This window comes from Ochrobactrum sp. SFR4, assembly GCF_019730395.1.
In the GTDB taxonomy this organism is placed as follows: domain Bacteria; phylum Pseudomonadota; class Alphaproteobacteria; order Rhizobiales; family Rhizobiaceae; genus Pseudochrobactrum.
Map to the genome: position 1 here is coordinate 212904 of NZ_JAAPBB010000003.1, position 22439 is coordinate 235342.

The window sequence follows — 22439 nt, forward strand, 5'->3', positions numbered from 1 at the left end:
GCCGGTTTTCGTTTTATGATAAGTCAGGCGGGAAATGCGTTGTTTTTATAGCGCAAATCGACGTTAAAAAACTATGGTTAATAAAACGGCACTGGATAATACGTTGCAGTCAGTGTAACACCGCAAATAACGCAGGGTCACGCTGTTGCCGTATTTTATCCGCAGTCATGGTTGCGAAAATTCGGTTCACTTGCTGATCCGCAGGGGGAAAACGTTGTCTTGCCAGTCTCGATGATAATTCCCGTAAAAAATACAGGCTGTTTATTTCTCTGAAACAGCATAGCCAGAATTCAGATCAGAGTGTTGAAAGGAACCTGTTGATCATGACCAGCACGAAGACATTCGCTGCCGCATCGGCAATTGCCGGCGCCGTTGCCCTGCTTGCAACCGCGACCCTTCCGGCCACAGCTCAACAGTTGCCGCCGCAGGGATGGTTCAAGGTCTGCTCGAAGCAGGAAGATAATGATATTTGCAATACACAGAATATTGTGACTGCAGATTCCGGTCAGCTGCTGACCGCGATCAACCTGATCGAAATCAAAGGCAAGATTAATCGTAAGATTTTTCAGGTTTCCGTTCCGACCGGTCGTCTGATCCCTGCCGGTATCGGTATGCAGATTGATGCGAACAAAACCACCAAAGTTGAATACGGCATCTGCTTCCCGGATCGCTGCATTGCAGAAGCTCCGCTGACAGATGAAATGGTCAATGCGCTGAAAAAAGGCGGTAAGCTGACCCTTACATCCGTAAACTTCCAGAATAAGCCAAATCCGATCACTGTTCAGCTCACCGGTTTCTCCGATGCACTGAATGGCAAGGGTCTGCAGCAGAACGAACTTGAACAGCGCCAGAAAGAACTTCAGGACGCAGTTCAGAAGCGCCAGAAAGAATTTGAAGCCAAGATGAAGGCAGAACAGGAAAAGGCGAAAGCCGGTAACTGATCTGGAACATCCGGAAACAGATTTTAAAGGGCGCCTCTGGCGCCCTTTTTTATTGGAGGAAAAATGATAAGACCTGAACTGACAACGCAACGCCTGAAACTACGGATATATACACCGCAGGACGCTGCTGAAATGTACAGCCATATCACACCGACGCTCACCCGTTTTATGGCGTGGGAACCACCTGCATCCTATGAGGAGTTTCTGGAGAACAAACCTTTTTGGGAAGAGCGTTTCCTGCAGGGGACGGATTATCATTTCGTTGCCAGAGATATCCAAAGCGGGCGTTATATCGGTATTGTCGGTGTGCATCGGGCAACAACGAGCACACCCGAATTTGGCGTTTGGATGTGTGAGGACGTGCACGGGCAGGGCTTCGGTAAGGAGGCTGTCACTGCTGTGTTCGGTTGGGCAAAGGAAGCGTTACAGGCAGATTATTTTGTTTATCCGGTGGCCGAAGAAAATCGGGCAAGCCGTAAGATTGCCAAAGCACTCGGCGGGCAGCTTGTCACTTCCGAGCCGAAGCCGAAATATATGTCTGTGACCTATCATATTCCGGCCTGAAACATACGCGGAGTATAGCTGGTAACGTGTAATTTCTTGGAATTGCCGCGTAATGCTGAAGTCATATCATCGGGTTTTCTTTAAAAGGAAGCCCGATGATACCAGAAATTGAAACAACGCGTATGATCCTGCGTCCGTTCAGGGCAGAAGATGCGGATGAAATCTGGCCATGTATGACGGCGAATTTAGCACGTTATATGCTGTGGAATCCGCCGAAAAGCGCTGAAGATTTTAAAAACATCTGGAAGAATTGGCCGGCAATACAAGAAGAAGGTAATTCCTATGTTTTTGTCGGAAGAGTGAGGAAGAATGGCTCTTTGGCGGGGCTGTTTAGTGCGCATAATTTCACCACGCCGGTTCCGCGTCTTGCTTTATGGGTATGTGAGGAGCACCAAAGACAAGGTTATGCCTCAGAGGCCCTGAAGGGGATTATGCATTGGGTGGGGCAACATTTTCAGCCGGATTATTTCAGCTATCAGGTTGCCGAACAGAATGTTGCCAGCCGCAAGCTTGTAGAAAGTCTTGGCGGTAAAGCTGTTGGAGTAGAAGAATATCCCAAGTTCACGCTGATTATTTATCACATTCCTGCGTGAGATTTTTTACATTTATTATGGCCAGATATGTCCTGTCATTGTCCTGATATTGGCTTTTTCATTATGTTTTAGCGCGGTAATTTCTGTTATACAACTTTACAGGAGTTACCTAAAATGTCCGCCAATGATACTGCTATGATCGTTATTGATGTTCAGGAATCTTTTCGCCAGCGCGCCGTGTGGCAGGATGGTATTGCTCGTCCTTTTATCCGGAATGTACAGGCGCTGATCGACGGCGCTGCTAAACGTAATATTCCTGTCGTGCAGATTTTACACACGGATAATGATGATGTGTTTCAGCTGGAAAGTGGTTTTGTGCGCACATTGGAAGGTCTGGAGATCGAGCCAACCGTGCAGTTTTACAAGAAGCGTCACTCTGCTCTTGTGGAAAGCGGTCTGAATATCTGGCTGACGGAGCGCGGTATCCGCAAGCTGATTATCTGTGGCATCAGAACCGAACAATGTTGTGAAACGACAACGCGTCATGCGTCTGATCTGGGCTATCAGGTTGATTATGTAACGGAAGCCACTCTGACTTTTCCGATGCAGCATCCTTCAGGACAGGTCTTCTCCGTTGAGGATATCAAAATGCGTACGGAACTGGTTCTGGCTGGACGTTTTGCGCGCATTGCTACGGTTGAAGAAGCACTTCAGGTTGCCTCAGTATAAGGAAATTTGGTTGTGAATAAGCAAAGTGGCGCAACGGCTCCTAAGGTCATACCTGTCTATGTTGTTGTGCCGCCGCATATCTTGCTGCTGGATGTGGCGGGGCCGGTGGAAGTGTTGCGCCGTGCTAATGCCGAGCAGCAGGACATTTTGTTCGATTATCATTTTGTCTCAACGCAAGCGGAGCAGGTGAGTTCAATCGGGTTGGCTGTTGCAGGGCTTGAACCATTACCTGCACAGCTGCCGGATGATGCCTATATTCTTGTCTGCGGCACCATAACAGCACCGGCAGAAGCAACCGATCCCGAGCCGGAATACCGGCAATTGGCATCATGGTTGAAAGCGGTTTTCCGGCCAACAATGTACCTGGTGACGATCTGCTCCGGTGCCCTGATTGCTGCGCGTGCCGGTTTGTTCGATGGTTATGCCTGCACGACCCATGCATTGTCTGTCGATGAGTTGCGTGAAATTGCTCCGGCGGCGCGTGTACTGGATAACCGGCTCTATGTGGAAGACGGTACGCGCTTTTCGAGTGCAGGTATCTCCACGGGAACTGACCTTATGTTACATCTGGTGGCAAAGCTGACATCACCGGTCGTGGTGCTGAGCATTGCCCGCTATATGGTTGTCTATATCCGGCGTACCGGCGGTGAGCCGCAATTTTCACCGTGGCTGAGTGGGCGTAATCATATTCATCCGGCAATTCATCGTATTCAGGATGCGATTATTGCTGATCCGGCGCAATGCTGGTCTCTGGCAGAACTGGCCGATACCGGTTTTATGAGTGTTCGCAATCTGTCGCGTCTGTTTCAGGAGCATACGGGACTGACGGTGACGGAATATGTCAATCTGATCCGCGTAACACTGGCCAAAGATATTCTGACCAATTCACCGCTGGATATGGAAAATATCGCGGAGAAAACCGGTTTTACCTCAGCCCGCCATCTGCGCCGTGTCTGGTCGAAATATAATGCGGTGCCGCCGAGCCATTATCGCCGGATTACCGGACAGGTATAAGATCACGTTGTGCAATACCGCAAATCACTGCCAGCAATAACAATCCGGCTGAAGCCCACAGGCCACTTGAGAGGCTATGTGTCAGGTCATTGATAAAGCCGATCAGCACAGGGCCGACAATCTGCCCGACAGAGAACATAACGGTCATCATGCCGATTGCTGCTGCCCAGCCTTCCGGCGGCAGATTGCGGCGCACATAGACTGTGGTTGAGGCAACAACTGCGAAAAAGGCACAACCGAAACCGGCAGCAGAAATCATCAGCAGAGACGTGCTGGATGAGAAAATCGGCAGCAGTGATGCAATCAGTGTAATCAGCGAGAGCAGGGCGAAACCATAACCATGCAGCACTTTTTTCTGAATGCCTGCGCAAACCCATGGTGAGGAAATTGCGCCAAGCCCGATCACAAACCAGAAGGCCGATTGCAGCATGGCGCCGCCGCCGGAATTCTGCACCCATGCGATCATAAAGGTCATATAGGCAATATAACCGGCACCGACAAAGAGATATCCGGCTAAAATGCCGCTCATGGCTTTGTAGTCAACACGGTAAGGTTTGCTTTTCTGATCCGGCTTGTAGAGCGTTACATTTTGTCCGCGCGCGCCGATCAGCAACAGTGCCAGAGGGGCGGCGATCAGTGCCAGCAAGGCCCATGCATAAGGCCATGAGCCTGCACCCAAACAGGCAATCAGATAAGGAATGACGAGACCGGACAGGAAAATACCGATGCCAGGCCCTGCATAGAAAATACCGAGAATAACCGAACTGCGCTCCGGATGGCGTTGTGCAAGACCGGTTGTCAGCAGGCCACCGGCCACAAAAGCCAAACCTGCACTGAGTCCGGCAATAAATCGCAGCAGGTTGAGAATAAGCACATCGCGGAAGACCGCGCAGAGTGCCAGTGAAGCGACAACCAGCCAGATATTGATGATCATCATTTTATAGGCACTGATATAGCGCAGCAGACGCGATGCGAGCAAAGCGCCGAACAGATAACCGATCCCGTTGCTGGTATTCATCCAGCCTGCATCCGCATAGGACCAGTGCAGATCGGCACGCATATCCGGCAGCACAAGCGCATAGGCAAAACGCGCAAACCCTAATCCCAGTGCCGGAACCATTGCTAAGGCCAGCACAACGGCTAAGGCATTTTCACTTTTTCCGAACGGGTTTTGGGTTGTCATTACAGGTATTCCGATATTGTTTTACAGTATAACTTATAGCGGATTCACATCGTAGCGGTGATGATTAATCCGCATGAGAGAGCGTGTTCAAATAGAAAAAGCCCCGCCTGATTATTCAGGCGGGGCTTTTACAAATCATGACTGATTAAGCAGCCATTGCTTTCTGCAGGTTTTCGTCGATCTTGTCGAGGAAGCCTGTTGTCGACAGCCAAGGCTGATCGGGACCGATCAGCAGAGCCAGATCTTTGGTCATGTAGCCGGATTCAACTGTATCTACGCAGACTTTTTCCAGTGTATCGGCAAAGCGCTTCAGCTCAGCATTGTCGTCGAGCTTGGCGCGGTGCGCGAGACCACGGGTCCATGCGAAAATCGAAGCGATCGAGTTGGTTGAGGTTTCCTCACCCTTCTGATGCTGGCGATAGTGACGGGTTACAGTACCGTGAGCAGCTTCTGCTTCAACGGTCTTGCCATCCGGTGTCATCAGAACCGAGGTCATCAGGCCGAGCGAGCCGAAGCCCTGTGCCACGATGTCGGACTGCACGTCACCGTCATAGTTCTTACAAGCCCAGACATAACCGCCGGACCATTTCAGAGCCGAAGCAACCATGTCGTCGATCAGGCGGTGTTCGTACCAGATCTTGGCTTCTTTGAACTTCTCAGCAAATTCAGCCTGATAAACTTCTTCAAAGATATCTTTGAAGCGGCCGTCATAGGCTTTGAGAATGGTGTTTTTGGTCGACAGATAAACCGGATAGCCGCGCTGCAGGCCGTAGTTCAGCGATGCACGGGCGAATTCGCGGATGGATTCGTCGATATTGTACATAGCCATTGCTACACCGGCGGATGGTGCATCATAGACTTCGTGTTCAATGGTTTCGCCGTCTTCGCCAACGAATTTGATCGACAGCTTGCCTTTGCCCGGGAATTTGAAATCAGTCGCGCGGTACTGGTCACCGAAAGCATGACGGCCAACGATGATCGGCTGAGTCCAGCCCGGCACCAGACGCGGTACGTTTTTGCAGATGATTGGTTCGCGGAAAATTACGCCGCCGAGAATGTTGCGGATGGTGCCGTTTGGCGACTTCCACATTTTCTTAAGCTTGAATTCTTCAACGCGGGCTTCATCAGGGGTGATGGTGGCGCATTTCACACCAACGCCGTGCTCTTTGATAGCATTTGCTGCGTCGATGGTAACCTGATCATTGGTTGCATCGCGGTGTTCTACCGACAGATCATAATATTTCAGATCGATGTCGAGATACGGATGGATGAGTTTGTCTTTGATAAACTGCCAGATGATGCGGGTCATCTCATCGCCGTCAAGCTCAACAACGGGATTTGCAACTTTGATCTTTGCCATTAAAACCTCTCCTTCATGAAGTTGCGCCTCTCATAGCACTGCTTAAGCGAGAGGCAAAGTGCTAACGACGCCTTGAGAACAGGAATAATAAAAAACGCCGGAGATAACGGGTTTTTATACTGTCAGAGGGCAATTTATTTGTTCACGATGGTGTGAGATATGCTTCGCTTCGCTGCATGAGAGAGCCGGTACAGGTTGCTGGCGATTCAGTTTTTTAAGCTGATACCTGTTTAATTGTTATGCATGATTTGAATTTCACCACTCTTCCGTTTAAGAAAAGCGCGAAAAGCGCATACGGAATGTCTCGTTTTGCGCGCGAAATTTGAGTTTTGAGAAGATTATGGCCGGTACAGACAAACAGCGCCCGATGATTTCAGAAGGTCCAGCAATCATTCTTGTGGAGCCGCAATTGCCGGAAAATATCGGTATGGTGGCACGCGCTATGGCGAATTTCGGCCTTGGCGAATTGCGTCTGGTCAATCCGCGTGAAGCCTTTCCGAATGACAAAGCACGCTCTGCCGCCAGCAAGGCTGACCATATTATCGATAGTGCTGTGCTCTATGATGATCTGCCGTCAGCACTGGCTGATCTGAATTTTGTTTATGCCACGACCGCCCGCGAGCGTGACGGTTTCAAACAGGTGCGCGGCCCTGTGGAGGCAGGTAAAATCTTGCGTCAGAAATTCCGTAACGGTGAGAAAACCGGCATCATGTTCGGCCGTGAACGCGTCGGCCTGAAAAATGATGAAGTCGGTCTGGCTGATGAACTGGTGACTTTTCCGGTCAATCCGGCATTTGCCTCGCTCAATATAGCGCAGGCTGTGCTGCTGATGTCCTATGAATGGATGAAATCCGGTCTGGAAAATGAAACGGACACGGTTTTCCGCGGGCCTGAACTGCAACCGGCCAATAAAGAATATCTACACGGTTTCTTTAATCATTTGGAGGAAGCTCTAGATACGCGCGGTTATTTCCGCCCTGAAGCGCGTAAGGAGATCATGGTGAATAATTTGCGGGCAGTACTGACCCGTCCGGCATTTGCGGAAGCTGAAATCCGCTTGCTGCGCGGCGTGCTGACCTCACTGGATTATTTCTCACCGAAGAGCCCGCGCGGCTCCGGCGCGCCTGAAGGCCGCGCCAGAATACCCAATGATGCCGCGCCTGAAGGACGTGCCAGAGTTTATAAAGACGAGACACAGAATACTGAGCAGGATAAACCGGACGAAAAGTCCTGAGGCAGGTTTGCGATGCACCATCTCGCGCAATATACAGCAACCAATATTTCCAGCAGGCAGGATGCGCCGGTTATCGTTTTTGACAGCGGTATCGGCGGCCTGACTGTGTTGCGCGAGGCGCGGGTGCTGATGCCCGACCGCCATTTTATCTATGTGGCTGATGATGCGGGCTTTCCCTATGGTTCATGGGAAGAACCGGCTCTGCGCGAGCGCATTGTCGGCCTGTTCGCTGATCTGATCCGCCGTTTTCATCCTCAGCTTTGCGTGATTGCCTGTAATACGGCGTCCACACTTGTGCTGGATGATCTACGGCAGGCTTTTCCCGATACGCCTTTTGTCGGTACAGTTCCGGCGATTAAGCCTGCAGCTGAGCGCACACATTCCGGTCTTGTCTCGGTTCTGGCGACACCGGGCACGGTTAAACGCGCCTATACGCGGGATTTGATCCAGTCTTTCGCCTCGCAATGCCATGTGCGTCTTGTTGGTGCCGACCGGCTGGCCACATTGGCGGAAGCGCATATTCGCGGCGAAAAGATTGACGATGAACTGGTGCTGGAGCAGATCACACCGTGCTTTATCGAGCAGGATGGTCAGCGCACTGATATCGTGGTGCTGGCCTGCACACATTATCCGTTTCTGGCGAATGTATTCCGCCGATTGGCACCGTGGCCGGTAGACTGGCTTGATCCGGCAGAAGCAATTGCGCGACGCATGCTCTCTCTGTTGCCGGAGGCGAAGGATAAAAGCCTGCATCACCATGAGGATCTTGCGGTATTTACTTCCGGAAAACCTGATTATGCAATCCGCCGTTTGTTGCAGGGTTTTGGTCTGAGGAACTGATCGATATTTGCTCTAAAATTAAATCTAAACTATAATTACTCTGTATAAATAACTGTATTTATTGTTTTTTTATGGAGTTTTATCGTGAGGATTTTAAAAATTTCTGCGGCGCTTATTATTGCAGTTTCAATGTTTTCCGGTGCCGCTTATGCAAAAACACTGAATTTTGAAAGCAGTTTGTCGGGTAATAAAGAAATTCCGCATGTTGTGACAGCAGCCAAAGGGCAGCTTAAAGCCAGCTATAATACAATCAGCAAAGTACTGAAATGGCATGTCAGCTATAGCGGTCTGAGTGGCACTGCAACAATGGCGCATTTTCACGGGCCGGCAACGACCAGACAAAATGCCGATGTGATTATTCCCATTAAGCCTGATGCATTGAAGAGCCCGATTGAGGGCACTGAAAAGCTGACCAAAGAGCAGGAAAAACAACTGCTGTCAGGACATTGGTATTTCAACATTCATACGGAAAAACATCCGGGTGGTGAGATCAGAACACAGCTGACACACAAGTAAAACTGTTTGTAATCATGATAAAGCGCTTCCTGAAAGGATGCAGGGAGCGCTTATTTTTTGCTGAAGTCAGTTTGTCAGTGAAACTTGCTTGACCTTACCCTAAGGGCAACCCTGCATAGCTTGTGCGATGAGACTCACAAGGAGATAGTATGCTGACAATCGGACAAATGGCGCGCTCACAGGGCGTAAGCACCAAGACCCTGCGCCATTATGATAGTATTGGTCTGTTCAGCCCGACATTGAACGGACAGGATAACGGCTACCGTTATTACCGGCCGGAGCAGATTGTAACACTCGGTCGCATCGTCTGGCTGAAACAGCTGGGTATGGCATTGGATGAGATCAAAACACTGGCAGTTGACGGCGGCTTGGACAGTGTAGAAAAGATGCATGCAGTGCTGGAAAACCATGCCGTTCAGCTGGAAGCTGATATAAACCGCCGTCAGAAAACGCTTGGCCATCTTCATCGCTATCTCGCACAACCGGAGCGCACAATGCCTGAATTACAAAAGCCTGAACAGGTTTTCTTCGCCGCACAGCGTATTATCGGCATGTGTTGGTATCCTGAGGACGAGGGCAGTATTGCGCAAATGTGGGATCGTTTTGAAGCGCGCGAGCATGAGATTGAGCGTCTGGAAGAGCCAGTGGGCACTTTCGGCATTTGTCAACCGCTAGCAGACGGGCAGTGGCGCTATATTGCAGGCCTGCCGGTTGGCGCAGATGCGGCTATTCCTGACGGACTGATCGCGATGGAGATTCCGGGGCGTTATTACGCTAAGGTCGAACATCACGGTGAGGTAACAACTTTGCCGGAAACATTCCGTGCTGCATATTCGGAATGGCTGCCAAGCGCAGGCATGCAGCCTGATGAAGGGATAGAGTTTGAATATAGCGGTGCGCGTTTTCTCGGGCCGATGAATCCGGAAAGCGTGACCGAGATCTATATTCCGCTGAAATAATCAGCATTCAAAGATGAAATGATAAATGAGCGACCTTGATCATGTTTCAGGGCGCTCTTTTTCTATGATTGGATTTTACTGCCGGTAACGAAAAAGAATATCAGCGGAGATTGTAACAATGAGACAGACAGTAACTACATTGGCGGCAGGGTTAAGCATTTTGACACTGACAGGCAGCTTTGCGGCCATGGCAGAGCAGGTTGGTTTCCGGCAAACTGAATTGGCGGATAAGAGCGGCAAACGTGATTTGAAAATTGCGCTTTGGTATCCGGCATCGGACACAAAACCAGTAGAGACGATTGGTGAAAATCCGGTGTTTAAAGGCATTCAGGCAATACCAAATGCAGCGCCTGACGGTAAATCCCATCCGCTTGTGATTTTGTCTCATGGCTATGGTGGCAGTTGGCGTAATCTGAACTGGCTGGCGGGTGAGCTGGTCGGGCAGGGTTATATCGTTGCCGCGCCGGATCATCCGGGCACTACCACATTTAATCGCGATCAAGAGCAGGCTGCAAAGCTCTGGGAACGCCCGCATGACCTTAGCCGTGTGATTGATATTGTGACCTCTGACAGCGCTCTGGCAGGCAGGATTGAGCCTGACCGCATTGCCGCGATTGGCCATTCTCTCGGTGGCTGGTCAGTTGTCGCTCTGGCCGGAGCACAGTTTGATCGGGAGCGTTTTGAGAAAGACTGCAAAGACAATCCCAATCCGCGTACTTGTGGTTTGGCAGAAGAGCTGATCAAGCCGCAGGGTGATGTTGCAGCTGAAAAACTGAAAACAATGAAAGCCGATCCGCGTGTGGATGCGATTGTTTCGCTCGATCTGGGGTTGGCGCGTGGTTTTACACCGGAGAGCCTGAACAGTATTTCAGTGCCTGCACTGATCTTTGGTGCTGGCGTTGATATTGGTGACCTGCCTGCCAAATTGGAATCCGGCTATATCGCAGCGAATATGTCCGATAAAGCCACGCAATATTTCGAGATCGCTGATGCCGCGCATTTCAGCTTTATGCAGATATGTAAGGCGGGAGCAGCTGAGTTGATCGAAGCGGAAACCCCAGGAGACGGTATTGTCTGCAAAGACGGTGCAGGGCGCAGCCGTGAGGCGATACACCGTGAAGTGGCGGACATGATTATTGCATTTCTGGCAAAATCCATTCCCGCCCAATAATACAAAAAGGCCGCTATAAAGCGGCCTTTTCTTTTAGAGAGCCTTGGGAGGCTTATTGAGTTTTCAATTCACTGACTTTACCGACAGTGAAGAACTGGGTTTCACCGCTGGAACCGTCAACACCGTCATTATCGGTCACGACATAGCCAATGCCGTTTTTGTCGATGGCGAAGCCTTCAACCTTGTCCGGTACAAAGCCATTGAGTTTCTTGAGATCAGGAATGAAATCATAAACTAATGTCTTGCTGACGACCGGCAGTTTCTCGCCGATTTTAGCCGGTTTCAGGTCTGCCAGAGCCACTTTGTAAAGGCGCTTGTTGACAGCTTCCTTGCCGATGAGATTATCACGCTCAACGATATAGAGCTGGCCGTCATGGGCAGTCACTTCAGAGAGACCAACCCAGCCCTTTTCTTTCTTATCCAGCGGATAGGCAACCGCAGCCCATTCTTCACTCTTCAGATTGTAGCTGAGGATTTTGACGTTGCCCTTTTCGTCGTCAGCCCATTCGCGCTGTACCACCATCCAGAGCGTTTCATTATCGCCTTCACCGGTACGGGTAATACCTTCAAGACCGAAACGGGTCTGGTGCTTGAGCAGGTCTTCAGGCAAAGCGATTTCTTTTTTGATCTCGCCTTTGTCATTTACATTGAGAATTGCATGCGGAACGAGCTTCTTCTGGTCGCCTTCATTGGCCAGCCAGAAGCCGCCTCTACCATCCGTCGTAATGCCTTCAAGATCAAGCTTTTGCGCTGCATCTTTACCGCGTTTTACCAACAGAGCTGAAGTGATTTTCGCAGGCTTCTGGTTGGCATCAATCGTATAGATGGTTGGTGCTGCATAATAGGCGGAGTCAGAGATGGCATAGAGAATACCGTCTTTGCTTTCATCTGCAACCAGACCGGACAGAGCGCCCCAGCCGATTGGCGTGCCTTCTTCAGTCAGTTCCGAAACCAGCTGCGGGTAGGTGGCAGGTTTGTCCTGCAGTTCATAGATCATCACATGAGAACGGGCACCGCCGTCTTCACCCAGATCGGTTTCATTCGCCGTGACCAGCAGGTTGCGTGACGGGATCGCCAGAACACCTTCAGGGCCGATGCCGGATGGCAGCAGTTGCACGAATTCAGGGTCTTTACCGGTGTCTTTATAAACGCTGACCATCGAGCCGCGTTCGCTGGCGATAAACAGGTAATCTGTATCATCGAAGCGACCAACTTCAGCGCCTTCCAGCTCTACGCCTTTTTTATTGCGCTTTTCAGGATAATGACCGTGCGCTGCAATCTTATGCTCCAGCGTATTGCCTGAATCGTAGAGCACTTTGCCGCTTGTGTCGAAAATGGTGAAACCGCGGGAGCCGCCTTTATAATCACCTTCATTGGCGGTCAGAAGACGGTCATCACCAACCCATTTAATGGTATCCGGCTCGCGGGCAACATTCTTCATTTCGCCGTTGAACTTGATCTGGCCGTCTTTCTTGGTGTCGATCTTGTCGAGATCAACTGTGCCGGCAGAGAAGTGCGATGTGATTTTGCCGGAAGCCGCATCAATAATCGCGATATGGTTGTTTTCCTGCAGGGTAACAGCAATTTCATTCTTGCTGTTGAAGGAAACAAATTCCGGCTCCGGATCTTCCGGCGCGATTTCCGCAATGCCGGTCATATCCACGAGTTTCATGGTTTTGCAGTCAGGCTTACCGTCTTTGAGGTCGAGAATAACCAGATTACCGGCCGGAAGCTGCGGCAGTTCACCGTCATTCAGCTCTTCATCGCGTTCATTCTCAATGGCGACTGCGAGGAATTTCTTGTCAGGAGAAACAGCAACAGAATCCGGCTGGCCGCCGAGATCGCAACTCATTTCAACTTTGCGCGACGCAATATCAATCACATCCAGACGACCGGATGGTTTGACATAGCTTTCTGATGTGTTGACGCCGGCGAGGATGCGTTTGCCGGCGACAGTCACTGAAGTCGGTTCGCCTTCAACTTTGAGTACACCACCGGCTTTCGGGTTTTTAGGGTCGGTAATGTCAACAAAACCGATACCACCATAAGGACTGTCGGAATAGATTAGCGTATTGCCATCTTCCGAAACCGTAATGATTTCCGAAGAGGTTGCTGCTTTGACGTCTGCATCTTTCGGCAGATTGTCTGTTACCGCAAAGCTGGCAATACGGTTGAAAACCGGCTCTGCCGAAGCGGAAAAGGCAACAGAGCTTGCTAAGGTGGCAGTAAGAGCGGTGATGAGAGAAAGTCTCATTGAGCGGCGCGACATGAATATCCCCGAATGTTGCGATAAATTCCGGATCTCTGATCCAAAAGTCGCCTTGCTTTGCTGTAAATGGCTATTTCTGCGCTTCCGGTACTCACGTAATTATATATACGCTGCGTTCCGGTGCTCGAAATCACCATTTTGCTATGGCCTGCCACTTTTTGATTCAGACATTGAGGGGAGGTTTCGCCGTTCTCTGTTGCAGGCAAATGTCACTTCCGTGAAGAAATGATGACATGACTTTTATTAGCATTTTATTCGCTAACAAAACGGTGGGTAAATGGAATGCAATTATGAAGAGAAAACGCTGAAACGCTTGCAGATTGTATTATCTCCGGTGCGATAGCTTTGGAAACCGATTGCGTCATAATAAGCAAGCCCGTTGGCATTATCCGCGCCGATAGTTGCGTCAATATTTTGCAGATTTGCGTTTTCAGCTGCGAGTTTTGTTGCGGCGAACAGAGCCTTGCCAACACCGCGGCGGGCTGCGTTCGGGCTGACATGGGTGCCGATAATGCCCCAGCCTGCTGCGACACCATATTTATTGTCCTCAGCAGCGCGGATCAGCGATTGAAAGCCCAAAACCTCACCATTCTCATCTTCTGCAACGCTGCACAAAATGCCGTGCGGATTATTGATATAAGTGTCGCACACAAAATCCTGATCATGCGGACGCTGCCGTTGTGTAACTGCAATAATATCTGTCAATACACGGCTCATGGCCTCAGCATCATTCAATCGGGCAGGTCTGATAATCATATTTTATCTTCCATATAAATACTTGAAGGCATTTATTTATCTGACGGTGTCTGCGGGCGGGCGAGGTTACCTTTACCAAATGTGTAGCCGGTTTCCACTGTTTTGGAGCCGAATTTGGAGCGTAGCTTATCAATGGCAGTTTCAGCCGCTGCACGCTTACCTGCTTTGATATCCACCAGATCAGGCGGATCGGCTTTCACCGGATCGGTGAGGTCGGTAACACCGATGCCGAGCAGACGATATTGAGTGCCGTCAATTTCCTTTTGCAACATATAAAGACCGGTGCGGAAAATCCTGTCTGCAAGCTGCGTGGGATCGCTCAGACGATGATTGCGGGTACGGCTCTGGAAATCCTTGGTCTTGAGCTTCAGCACCACTGTATGACCGGCAATCTCGCCATGCTTCAACCGTCCGGCAACTTTTTCCGACAGTGCACGCAGAACCGGCACCAGCTCCTCAGCTTTGGCGATATCAATATCAAAAGTGGTTTCATTGGAGATGCTCTTCATCTCGCTTTCCGGCTGCACAGTGCGCGTATCCATGCCACGGGAGAGGCGGTAAAGCCGCTGCCCCATCACGCCATAGGACTTCATCAGCGCAGATTCCTCCATTTGCTGCAGTTGCCCTATGGTCTGAATACCGTCAGCATTGAGCTTGGCATTGAGCGCCTTGCCGACACCCCAGATCATGTTGACAGGTTTGGACTTCAGAAAATTCTGCGCTTCTTTTTCTCCTATCACCGAAAAACCGCGCGGCTTCTCCATGTCTGAGGCAAGTTTTGCCAGAAACTTGCAATAGGACAGACCGACAGAAACCGTGATGCCGATTTCCTGTTCAATACGGCGGGCGAATTCTGCCAGCACAAGAGCAGGCGGTGCACGGTGCAATTTGGCCGTGCCGCGCAGATCCAGAAACGCTTCATCAATCGAAAGCGGTTCGACAAGCGGCGTGAGATCAAACATCATCTGGCGAATCTGATGCCCGACCTTGCGGTATTTCTCCATATTCGGCTTAACGAATACGGCCTGCGGGCAGAGCTCAATAGCTTTGAAGGTCGGCATGGCGGAGCGCACGCCGTGGATGCGCGCAATGTAGCAGCAGGTGGAAACGACACCACGCTTGCCGCCGCCGACAATCACCGGCTTGTCACGCAGTTCAGGATTGTCGCGTTTTTCAATGGAAGCGTAAAAAGCATCACAATCAATATGTGCAAAGCTTAAATCATAAAGCTCTTCATGGCGCACCAGACGCGGACTGCCGCAAGCGCTGCAACGCGGGCGTGGTTCAGTGCGGCGCTTTTTCTGCACAGTCAGGCAATCGCGGCAGAAACCTGACTGCGGATCGGCCTCAGCAAAATAACCGGAAACACCGTTGACCATCGTAAAAACCTGTATCATGATCCGAACATAAGCGGAACATTTGCACAATACAGGCAGATGATTTCAAGTGCCAGCGAATTTTATACACAATCTGCAGCGATGCAAAAGATTGCACTTACATGGATTGGTCGTAAGCACTGTCACCGTTTGGCAGAAAGCGCAGCGCTTGATTCATGCTTTCCGGCTTGTGACCGGTTGCTTCGCAAAACTGCATGAGCGTTGGCTCATGTGCCAGATAGAACTGTAATACACCGGTCAGAAAAGCCGGTTCACCTGCGGCTTCGCGGATGGATGAGACTTCAATGCCGGTGAGGGACAGAAAGCGATTCATCAGATCCGGCTGCTGTGCCAGAAAGACCAGAGCTTCAATGGCCAGATTTTCAGCATCGCTTTGATTCAAGACAGTTTTTGACATTTTATATCCGCTGGCTTTTACGTTTTGGCAACTTTAATTGCATCTTTAGCTGTATGAAAACTGTTTAGGGTCAATTTGGTCATTGTTCAATGCTATGCTCTTCGGGTCGGAATAATTATGGTCTCTGTGTGCTGTACCCGTGAGTGGTAATTGACGTGAGCCGAAAACTACGAAATGCTGCGGCCAGGCACGCGGATATATTCAGATAATATTCTGAGTAATAAGGTATTTTCTCATGACCAAAAAAGTAATGATCGTCGAAGATAATGAGCTGAATATGAAGCTTTTCCGCGATCTGATTGAAGCCAGCGGTTATGAAACCATCCGTACACGCAATGGTCTTGAAGCTATGGATCTGGCACGTATTCATCGTCCTGATCTGATTTTGATGGATATTCAGCTGCCGGAAGTCTCTGGTCTTGAAGTCACCAAATGGCTGAAAGAGGATGACGATCTGAAAGCCATTCCGGTTATCGCAGTCACGGCCTTTGCCATGAAGGGCGACGAAGAGCGTATCCGTCAGGGTGGTTGCGAGGCCTATATTTCCAAGCCGATCTCCGTGCCGCGCTTTATTGAGACAATCAAATCCTATCTCGGTGACCTGTAGTTACAGGACTTCGCCTTATTGAGGTGAATGATGAATGTTCCCAAGTTCCGCATCGTAAGACCGACAGATAATCTGGATGCGCTGCTTCCCTTTTATCAGGATGGTTTAGGACTGACAGTTCTTGATCGTTTTCAGGATCATGATGGTTTTGACGCGATCATTATGGGGCGTGAAAATGTGCCCTATCATTTTGCATTCACACGCACCAACAAACATCATGCCGGTAAGGCACCAACCAAAGAGAATCTGCTGGTTTTTTATTTGCCGGATCAGATTGAGTGGGAAAATGCTGTTGGCCGTATGAAAGCTGCCGGCTTTTTACCTGTGAGCTCCTTCAATCCTTACTGGGACAAGAAGGGGATAACCTTCGAAGATCCGGACGGTTACCGTATTGTGTTGCAGCAGACGGATTGGGTGGCTTAATCAAGGCTTTTACTCAGATTGCCAATCGGAAACGCTCCGTATTCAGGCAATAAAAAAAACCGGACTGATAACAGTCCGGGTTTTTTAATAACCGAAACCAGAATTATTTGATTTTGGTTTCTTTGAATTCGACGTGTGCCTTAGCAACCGGGTCGTATTTACGCTTTGTCATTTTTTCAGTCATTGTACGGCTGTTCTTCTTGGTTACGTAGAAGAAGCCTGTGTCTGCGGTCGACAACAGCTTGATTTTGATTGTTGTAGCCTTAGCCATAACGTTATCCTGCTCTTTAAAAAAATAAAACCGCCTGCGATTCCGGCGATTTCATCCGGGTGCGGGAATTTGGCGCGACACTACGGATACGCGCCGAAAAGTCAAGCCCGCTGTTTACGAACTACCAGTCTGATAAGCAGAATTATGATAAATGCTGCAAAAAAGAGTGATAAAGTGACCGGGAAACCTGTTGCTCCCAGCAAATCCATGCCGACACCAGCTGCCTGAGGCCCTGCCAGCATACCGATACCATAGCAGAAAATGAACGCGGCATTGGCTGAAGCAAGCTCACGTCCCTGCAATTGCGAACCAAGATGGGCGAGGCCGACAGTATAAAGACCGGCAACCACACCGCCCCAGATCAGCAGCAGAACTGCCATCAGATACCAGTTAGTGACAACATAAGGCAGCAGTACCATACCGGCAAAGCCGATGATAGCACAAATTAGCAGCAGAATACGGCGGTCACCGATACGATCGGAGACCAGGCCGAGCGGAATCTGCATCAGCACATTGCCGAGACCGACCATGGTTAGCAGCAGCGCCGCATCACCTTCATTGAGACCAACACGTGTGCCGAAGACCGGAAACAGTGCAAAGCCGCCGGTTTCTACTGCACCATAGACGAAAACCGCCATTGTCGCTGCCGGAACAGCAAAAATATAAGGCAGGAAGGGCACATGCTCGCCTTCCTCGAATTCAGGGCTGTCTTTACTGGCAATCATGACAGGGAAGGCTGCCAGCGCAATAATAACGATGCCGATACCAAACGGCATGAAGCCGCCGCTGCCGATGATTGAGAACAGCCACGGGCCGACTGCGAAGCCGAGAGAAAGACAGGTCGCGTAAATACCAAGTACCAGTCCGCGTTTGGCAGGCGGGGCAGAGGTGTTGACCCAATATTCAGACAGCACAAACAGCACGGTGAGCGCGAAATGTAAGGAAACGCGCAGTGCAAACCATGCAATAATATTCGGAAACAGATAAAAGCCGAGAAAGGACAGACCGCTGATGAACAGCATCAGCATCATCGAACGTGCAACGCCCAGATAGGAGCCAATGCGCGCGGATAGCGCTGCACCAAACAGTGATGCAAGACCGGCAACAGCCGTATTGGCACCGATGGTGCTGGCTGAATAGCCGCGGCTTTCCAGAAGCACACTCAGCAGCGGAATACCAAGGCCGATCGCTGCACCGACAGCGCTGATCGTGGCAATGGCTGCGCCCAGCGAGCGCCATTGTGTTGGCTGTATCACCTCTGAGGCGGGTTCAGTTGAAAGATGGTCTTGCTGCATGAAACTTAAATCACCTCACGGACATGACGGCCATGCCGTTTACGATAGAACGGAACCGGATATATAGAGGACAAATCCCTGTCTTCGAGCAGGAGTTTTTCGATATCCCGTAAAATAATGCGCGTAATCGCTGCAATATTGAGATTAAAGGCCTCGGAAAAGCTCACAAATTTCAAATCAGACAATTCCGGCTCATTATAAGCAGATGATTCTATAGCACTTATGTCAGCCGGATTGCGGTTTCGGGCAGGGAGTTCCGGGCTGATTTCATCCAGAAAACTGGCAAAGAACCGCGCATCATAGCGGCGCACATGACCGGGCGGCGTGATCGCGCGCGCCACATAGCGCAGCTGCGATAAATCAGGCAGGTGATTGCAGCGGGCAAAGCCTGTCCACGGATGTGTTTGCGCCTCCTCATGCGGCGTGCCGAGCAGCAGGCCGGTTTCCTCATAGGTTTCGCGTATCGCGGTCATGGCCAAGGCGCGGGCACGTTGTGTGCTGGAACGCTTGCCAAGTCCTGCCAGCAATTTGGCTTCATCCTGTGGTCTGAGGCTGTTGGCAGCATTAATTCTGCCGTCCTGCGCTTCTGTACCGCCGCCGGGAAAGACAAACATATCCGGCATGAAATGCATCGCACGGGCGCGACGTCCCATGAGAAGACGCGGTTCTTTGCCGTTGCGGTCGATGAGGATGAGTGAGGCGGCATCACGCGGCCGGATCGTGCGGGATGCTGCGGTGCCCTGATTGTTCAGGGCTGCCGCATCATCCGGCCGGTGCATATTCTGTAAAGCGTGGTCTGTTTTATGTCCTGACATTTGCGTCAGATATATTCCTGCTGACTTTCTTTATCAAAGCCATGCATATAGAGCGCCCATTGCAGGCCGATGGTGGCACCTTTGATCGGTTGCAGCAGCACCAGTGACATCAGAATGGTCACCGGCCCCCAGATGGCCAGATGCCCCCAGAGTGACAGGCCGCCCATATTTTCCACCATCATGAACAGCGCGACCACGATGTGGCCGACAATCAGCACAGTCAGATAGGCAGGCAGATCATCGGCGCGCTGCGGCGTGTAATCTTCATTACAGACAGAGCAATTGGCGACCGGACGCAGGAAGGAGCGGAACAATTTGCCGTCACCGCAATGCGGGCAGCGGGAGAGAAAACCGCGCTGCATGGCTTGTCCCAACGGGCGCGGTGTGCGGGCGGGCTTTGTCTTCTCGCCGCCGAAAACCTGCGTTTCCGTCTGTGTCAGGGTCTGATCGCTGCTCATCATCGTCTCCCAGTACCTGTGTCGGGGTTATCTTTTGCTTTTACGCGAAATATGGGCTGGTTTGCCTCTGGCCGGACCGCCGGTGCGGGATTTTCCCGCCTTGCGGCTGAATTTGGTAGCTTTATGGTGCGATTGCAAGGATGCAGGCAGCAAACGCGGTTCTGTCAGCATTTCAAAACGCAGTGCTCCGGCAACCGGCTGCGCTTCAACCAGCCGTACTTCCACACTGTCGCCAAGACGATAGCCTTTGCCTGACCGTTCACCGGCGACAGAATGACCGGCTTCATCATAGTGATAATATTCCCGACCCAAAGTGGAAATGGGAATAAAGCCGTCGGCGCCATATGTCGCAAGGGTCACAAACAGACCGGCTTTGGTCACACCCTGCACACGTGCCTGAAACTCATTGCCAACCTGTTCTGCAAGATGATGGGCAATCAGGCGATCTGTCGTTTCACGTTCGGCCAGCATGGCGCGGCGCTCTGTCTGGGAAATACTGAGCGCAATGGCCGGCAATTCGCCAATCTCGTCATTGCTCAGACCATCGGGACCCAGATTGAGCGCGCGGATCAGTGCACGATGGACGATCAGGTCAGCATAACGGCGGATCGGCGAGGTGAAATGCGCGTAATGGCGCAGATTCAAACCGAAATGGCCGATATTGTCGGTATTATATTCGGCCTGACTTTGTGAACGCAGCACCACCTGATTGACCAGTTCTTCGTGATCTGTACCCCGAACGCGGGACAGAATGCCGTTGAACTGGCCCGGGCGCAGTTCCGCTCCACGGGCAAGGCTGATTTCCAGTGTTTTGAGGAAGTCGCGAAGGGATTCCTGCTTGGTCAGCGACGGCAGATCGTGAATACGATAGATCAGCGGCTGGTTTTTGGCTTCCAGCGTTTCAGCGGCGGCGACATTGGCCTGAATCATAAATTCTTCGATGAGTTTATGCGCATCGAGCCGGTCAGGCACGATCACTTTCAGCACCTGTCCCTGATCGTCGAGGATCAGTTTTTTCTCCGGCAGATCAAGCTCCAGCGGCTCGCGCTTGTCGCGGGCTTTTTTCAGCGCCGCATAGGCCTTCCACAGCGGTTTCAGGCTGATATCAATAACGCGTTCGGTCTTCTCGTCCAGTGCACCGTCAATGGCTGCCTGAGCCTGTTGGTAAGCGAGGCGGGCAATCGAGCGCATCATGATGCGGTGGAAGCTGTGCGAGCGTTTGCGGCCATCTGCGCCGATGATGATGCGCACCGCCATGGCCGGACGGTCAACACCTTCACGCAGCGAGCACAGATCATTGGAAATGCGCTCCGGCAGCATCGGCACCACGCGGTCAGGGAAATAGACCGAATTGCCGCGCTTCAGTGCTTCATGGTCAAGTGAGGAGCCGTGCAGCACATAATGGCTGACATCGGCAATCGCCACGACAATGATAAAACCGCCTTCATTGGCCGGATCAGTATCCGGTTCGGCAAAAACCGCATCGTCATAATCTTTAGCATCAGCCGGATCGATGGTGACCAGCGGCAGTGAGCGCCAGTCCTCACGATGAGCCATAGTGGCAGGTTTAGCGTTTTCCGCCTGCTCAATCGCTCTTTCAGGGAAAATATGCGGAATTTCATATTCGTGAATCGCAATCATCGACAGCGCTTTTTCACTGCCGATCGAGCCGATGACCTGTTCAATCTTGCCCTGCGGCAGACCAAAACGGCTCTTTTGATGCGGGATCGCTTCAACCAGATCGCCCGGTTCAGCGCCGTTCAGATATTGCGCATCAATACTGACTTCACTTTGTTTGCGGTTGACCGGCTCAAGACGGTATTCGCCGCTCTGCAACTGGCGCAAAACACCCAGCACGGCATTATCGCGTTTTTCCAGTTTTTTGATAACGCGACCGGTATAGGGCGCAGCGCTTTTATCGGAACTGGCAAAGATTTTCGCCAGAACCTGATCGCCGACACCAACCGTCGGGCCTTTATCCTTATGCGTCCGGCGCAGCAGAACCAGCGGAGCAGCTGTTTCACTATTCCACTCAATCGGACGTGCAATCAGGCCGCCATCGCTGTCGCGACCGGTAATGGTCAGCGCTGCAATTGGCGGCAGGCTGTTCGGGCGTGACAGTTTCTTGGCACGCTTCTCCACCTGTCCGTCATCGGCCAGTTCGCGCAAAATATCTTTGAGATAAATGCGGGCATCACCCTTGAGATTGAACGCCTTGGCAATATCACGCTTGGCAGCGCGATCCGGATTTTCAGTGATGAAGGTGAGGATATCTTCTTTGCTCGGAAGATAAGCTTCCGAGAGCGGTTTCACTTTGGATTTGCCGGAAAGCGCCTTGTTCTTTTTCTCACCCTTCCGGTTTTTCAATTTGTCCGAACCGCTGTTGCGGTCAGAAGAAGGGGTCATTCTGCGAGCCAATCCGGTCATCCTTAATATTTACTTTTCATAAAGTCCTGAAAACTCTTTAAAGCATTTCAGCACAGAATGGAAACATTTGCTTGCGCTTGTTTCTGCCGGAAAAGATGAACATTATAGCATTTCCAGTAAAAGTGCGGAGCGCCTCCGCAGGGAAATCAGTTCGCCGGACCGATTGATTTCTTTTCCTGCTGCGATGCGTCGGATAATGCACAAAACAAGCAGGTACAGCGGTTCCAACGATTCAGTCTTAACTGGAACCTCTGTAAAAGCAGAGTGCTGTAAATAAAAA

At 51.0% G+C, this 22439-nt stretch carries 23 protein-coding genes; 12 read left to right on the plus strand and 11 right to left on the minus strand.

Annotation, left to right across the window (positions count from 1 at the left end; translation table 11 throughout):
- Positions 1-323: 323 nt before the first annotated feature.
- From HBA93_RS05065 to HBA93_RS05085, 5 genes are all read left to right on the plus strand, one after another.
- The gene (locus HBA93_RS05065) at positions 324-941 is read left to right on the plus strand and encodes an invasion associated locus B family protein (protein WP_075655347.1); all 618 of its coding nucleotides are present in this window, start codon (positions 324-326) and stop codon (positions 939-941) included.
- A 63-nt stretch (positions 942-1004) separates the two neighbouring features.
- On the plus strand, positions 1005-1505 hold the full coding sequence (locus HBA93_RS05070; protein WP_221722538.1) for a GNAT family N-acetyltransferase: 501 nt from the start codon (positions 1005-1007) through the stop codon (positions 1503-1505).
- 122 nt (positions 1506-1627) lie between these two features.
- Positions 1628-2098, plus strand: coding sequence for a GNAT family N-acetyltransferase (locus tag HBA93_RS05075; protein WP_221722539.1), 471 nt, complete (start codon positions 1628-1630; stop codon positions 2096-2098).
- Between the two features lie 114 nt (positions 2099-2212).
- Positions 2213-2767, plus strand: coding sequence for an isochorismatase family protein (locus HBA93_RS05080; RefSeq protein WP_221722540.1), 555 nt, complete (start codon positions 2213-2215; stop codon positions 2765-2767).
- A gap of 12 nt (positions 2768-2779) precedes the next feature.
- Complete coding sequence (locus HBA93_RS05085; protein ID WP_221722541.1) at positions 2780-3781, plus strand: GlxA family transcriptional regulator; 1002 nt, start codon at positions 2780-2782, stop codon at positions 3779-3781.
- Here HBA93_RS05085 and HBA93_RS05090 read toward each other — a convergent pair.
- Positions 3765-4964: a YbfB/YjiJ family MFS transporter gene (locus HBA93_RS05090; RefSeq protein WP_221722542.1), complete on the minus strand. Its 1200-nt coding sequence runs from the start codon at positions 4962-4964 to the stop codon at positions 3765-3767. The genes HBA93_RS05085 and HBA93_RS05090 overlap by 17 nt on opposite strands.
- Positions 4965-5109: 145 nt before the next feature.
- Positions 5110-6324 (minus strand): NADP-dependent isocitrate dehydrogenase, encoded by a 1215-nt coding sequence (locus tag HBA93_RS05095; protein ID WP_022712327.1) that lies wholly within the window; start codon positions 6322-6324, stop codon positions 5110-5112.
- A gap of 340 nt (positions 6325-6664) precedes the next feature.
- Between HBA93_RS05095 and HBA93_RS05100 the strand changes: the two genes are divergently transcribed.
- The 5 genes from HBA93_RS05100 to HBA93_RS05120 all read left to right on the plus strand — a co-directional run bounded on the left by HBA93_RS05100 (position 6665) and on the right by HBA93_RS05120 (position 11044).
- Positions 6665-7558 (plus strand): RNA methyltransferase, encoded by an 894-nt coding sequence (locus HBA93_RS05100; protein WP_221722543.1) that lies wholly within the window; start codon positions 6665-6667, stop codon positions 7556-7558.
- 12 nt (positions 7559-7570) lie between these two features.
- Positions 7571-8398 carry a glutamate racemase gene (gene murI / locus HBA93_RS05105; RefSeq protein WP_221722544.1) on the plus strand — a complete coding sequence of 276 codons (828 nt, stop codon included), beginning with the start codon at positions 7571-7573 and terminating at the stop codon, positions 8396-8398.
- 84 nt (positions 8399-8482) lie between these two features.
- A complete protein-coding gene (locus tag HBA93_RS05110) occupies positions 8483-8914 on the plus strand; it encodes a CHRD domain-containing protein (RefSeq protein WP_221722545.1) in 432 nt (143 codons plus the stop codon).
- A 149-nt stretch (positions 8915-9063) separates the two neighbouring features.
- Positions 9064-9873: a MerR family transcriptional regulator gene (locus HBA93_RS05115; protein ID WP_221722546.1), complete on the plus strand. Its 810-nt coding sequence runs from the start codon at positions 9064-9066 to the stop codon at positions 9871-9873.
- Positions 9874-9991: 118 nt separating this feature from the next.
- A complete protein-coding gene (locus HBA93_RS05120; protein WP_221722547.1) occupies positions 9992-11044 on the plus strand; it encodes an alpha/beta hydrolase family protein in 1053 nt (350 codons plus the stop codon).
- Between the two features lie 52 nt (positions 11045-11096).
- On the opposite strand, the gene HBA93_RS05125 is transcribed toward HBA93_RS05120, so the two are convergent.
- The 4 genes from HBA93_RS05125 to HBA93_RS05140 all read right to left on the minus strand — a co-directional run bounded on the left by HBA93_RS05125 (position 11097) and on the right by HBA93_RS05140 (position 15863).
- Entirely contained in the window at positions 11097-13313 is a 2217-nt protein-coding gene (locus HBA93_RS05125; protein ID WP_221722548.1) for an esterase-like activity of phytase family protein, read from the minus strand.
- A 288-nt stretch (positions 13314-13601) separates the two neighbouring features.
- Positions 13602-14069: a GNAT family N-acetyltransferase gene (locus HBA93_RS05130; RefSeq protein ID WP_221722549.1), complete on the minus strand. Its 468-nt coding sequence runs from the start codon at positions 14067-14069 to the stop codon at positions 13602-13604.
- Between the two features lie 32 nt (positions 14070-14101).
- Positions 14102-15448 carry a DNA polymerase IV gene (locus HBA93_RS05135; protein WP_221722646.1) on the minus strand — a complete coding sequence of 449 codons (1347 nt, stop codon included), beginning with the start codon at positions 15446-15448 and terminating at the stop codon, positions 14102-14104.
- Between the two features lie 115 nt (positions 15449-15563).
- Positions 15564-15863: a DUF3572 domain-containing protein gene (locus tag HBA93_RS05140; RefSeq protein ID WP_121992602.1), complete on the minus strand. Its 300-nt coding sequence runs from the start codon at positions 15861-15863 to the stop codon at positions 15564-15566.
- 235 nt (positions 15864-16098) lie between these two features.
- On the opposite strand from HBA93_RS05140, the gene HBA93_RS05145 reads away from it, so the two are divergent.
- Positions 16099-16470: a response regulator gene (locus tag HBA93_RS05145; protein WP_121992601.1), complete on the plus strand. Its 372-nt coding sequence runs from the start codon at positions 16099-16101 to the stop codon at positions 16468-16470.
- Between the two features lie 27 nt (positions 16471-16497).
- The gene (locus HBA93_RS05150) at positions 16498-16893 is read left to right on the plus strand and encodes a VOC family protein (protein WP_286201761.1); all 396 of its coding nucleotides are present in this window, start codon (positions 16498-16500) and stop codon (positions 16891-16893) included.
- 103 nt (positions 16894-16996) lie between these two features.
- On the opposite strand, the gene rpmG is transcribed toward HBA93_RS05150, so the two are convergent.
- The 5 genes from rpmG to rnr all read right to left on the minus strand — a co-directional run bounded on the left by rpmG (position 16997) and on the right by rnr (position 22138).
- Entirely contained in the window at positions 16997-17164 is a 168-nt protein-coding gene (gene rpmG, locus HBA93_RS05155; protein ID WP_022712316.1) for a 50S ribosomal protein L33, read from the minus strand.
- A gap of 101 nt (positions 17165-17265) precedes the next feature.
- Positions 17266-18459, minus strand: coding sequence for an MFS transporter (locus tag HBA93_RS05160; protein WP_121992600.1), 1194 nt, complete (start codon positions 18457-18459; stop codon positions 17266-17268).
- A gap of 5 nt (positions 18460-18464) precedes the next feature.
- On the minus strand, positions 18465-19274 hold the full coding sequence (locus tag HBA93_RS05165; protein WP_502910039.1) for an NUDIX hydrolase: 810 nt from the start codon (positions 19272-19274) through the stop codon (positions 18465-18467).
- Positions 19275-19279: 5 nt separating this feature from the next.
- On the minus strand, positions 19280-19732 hold the full coding sequence (locus HBA93_RS05170; RefSeq protein WP_121992911.1) for a DUF983 domain-containing protein: 453 nt from the start codon (positions 19730-19732) through the stop codon (positions 19280-19282).
- A 27-nt stretch (positions 19733-19759) separates the two neighbouring features.
- On the minus strand, positions 19760-22138 hold the full coding sequence (gene rnr / locus HBA93_RS05175; RefSeq protein ID WP_221722550.1) for a ribonuclease R: 2379 nt from the start codon (positions 22136-22138) through the stop codon (positions 19760-19762).
- Positions 22139-22439 lie beyond the last annotated feature (301 nt).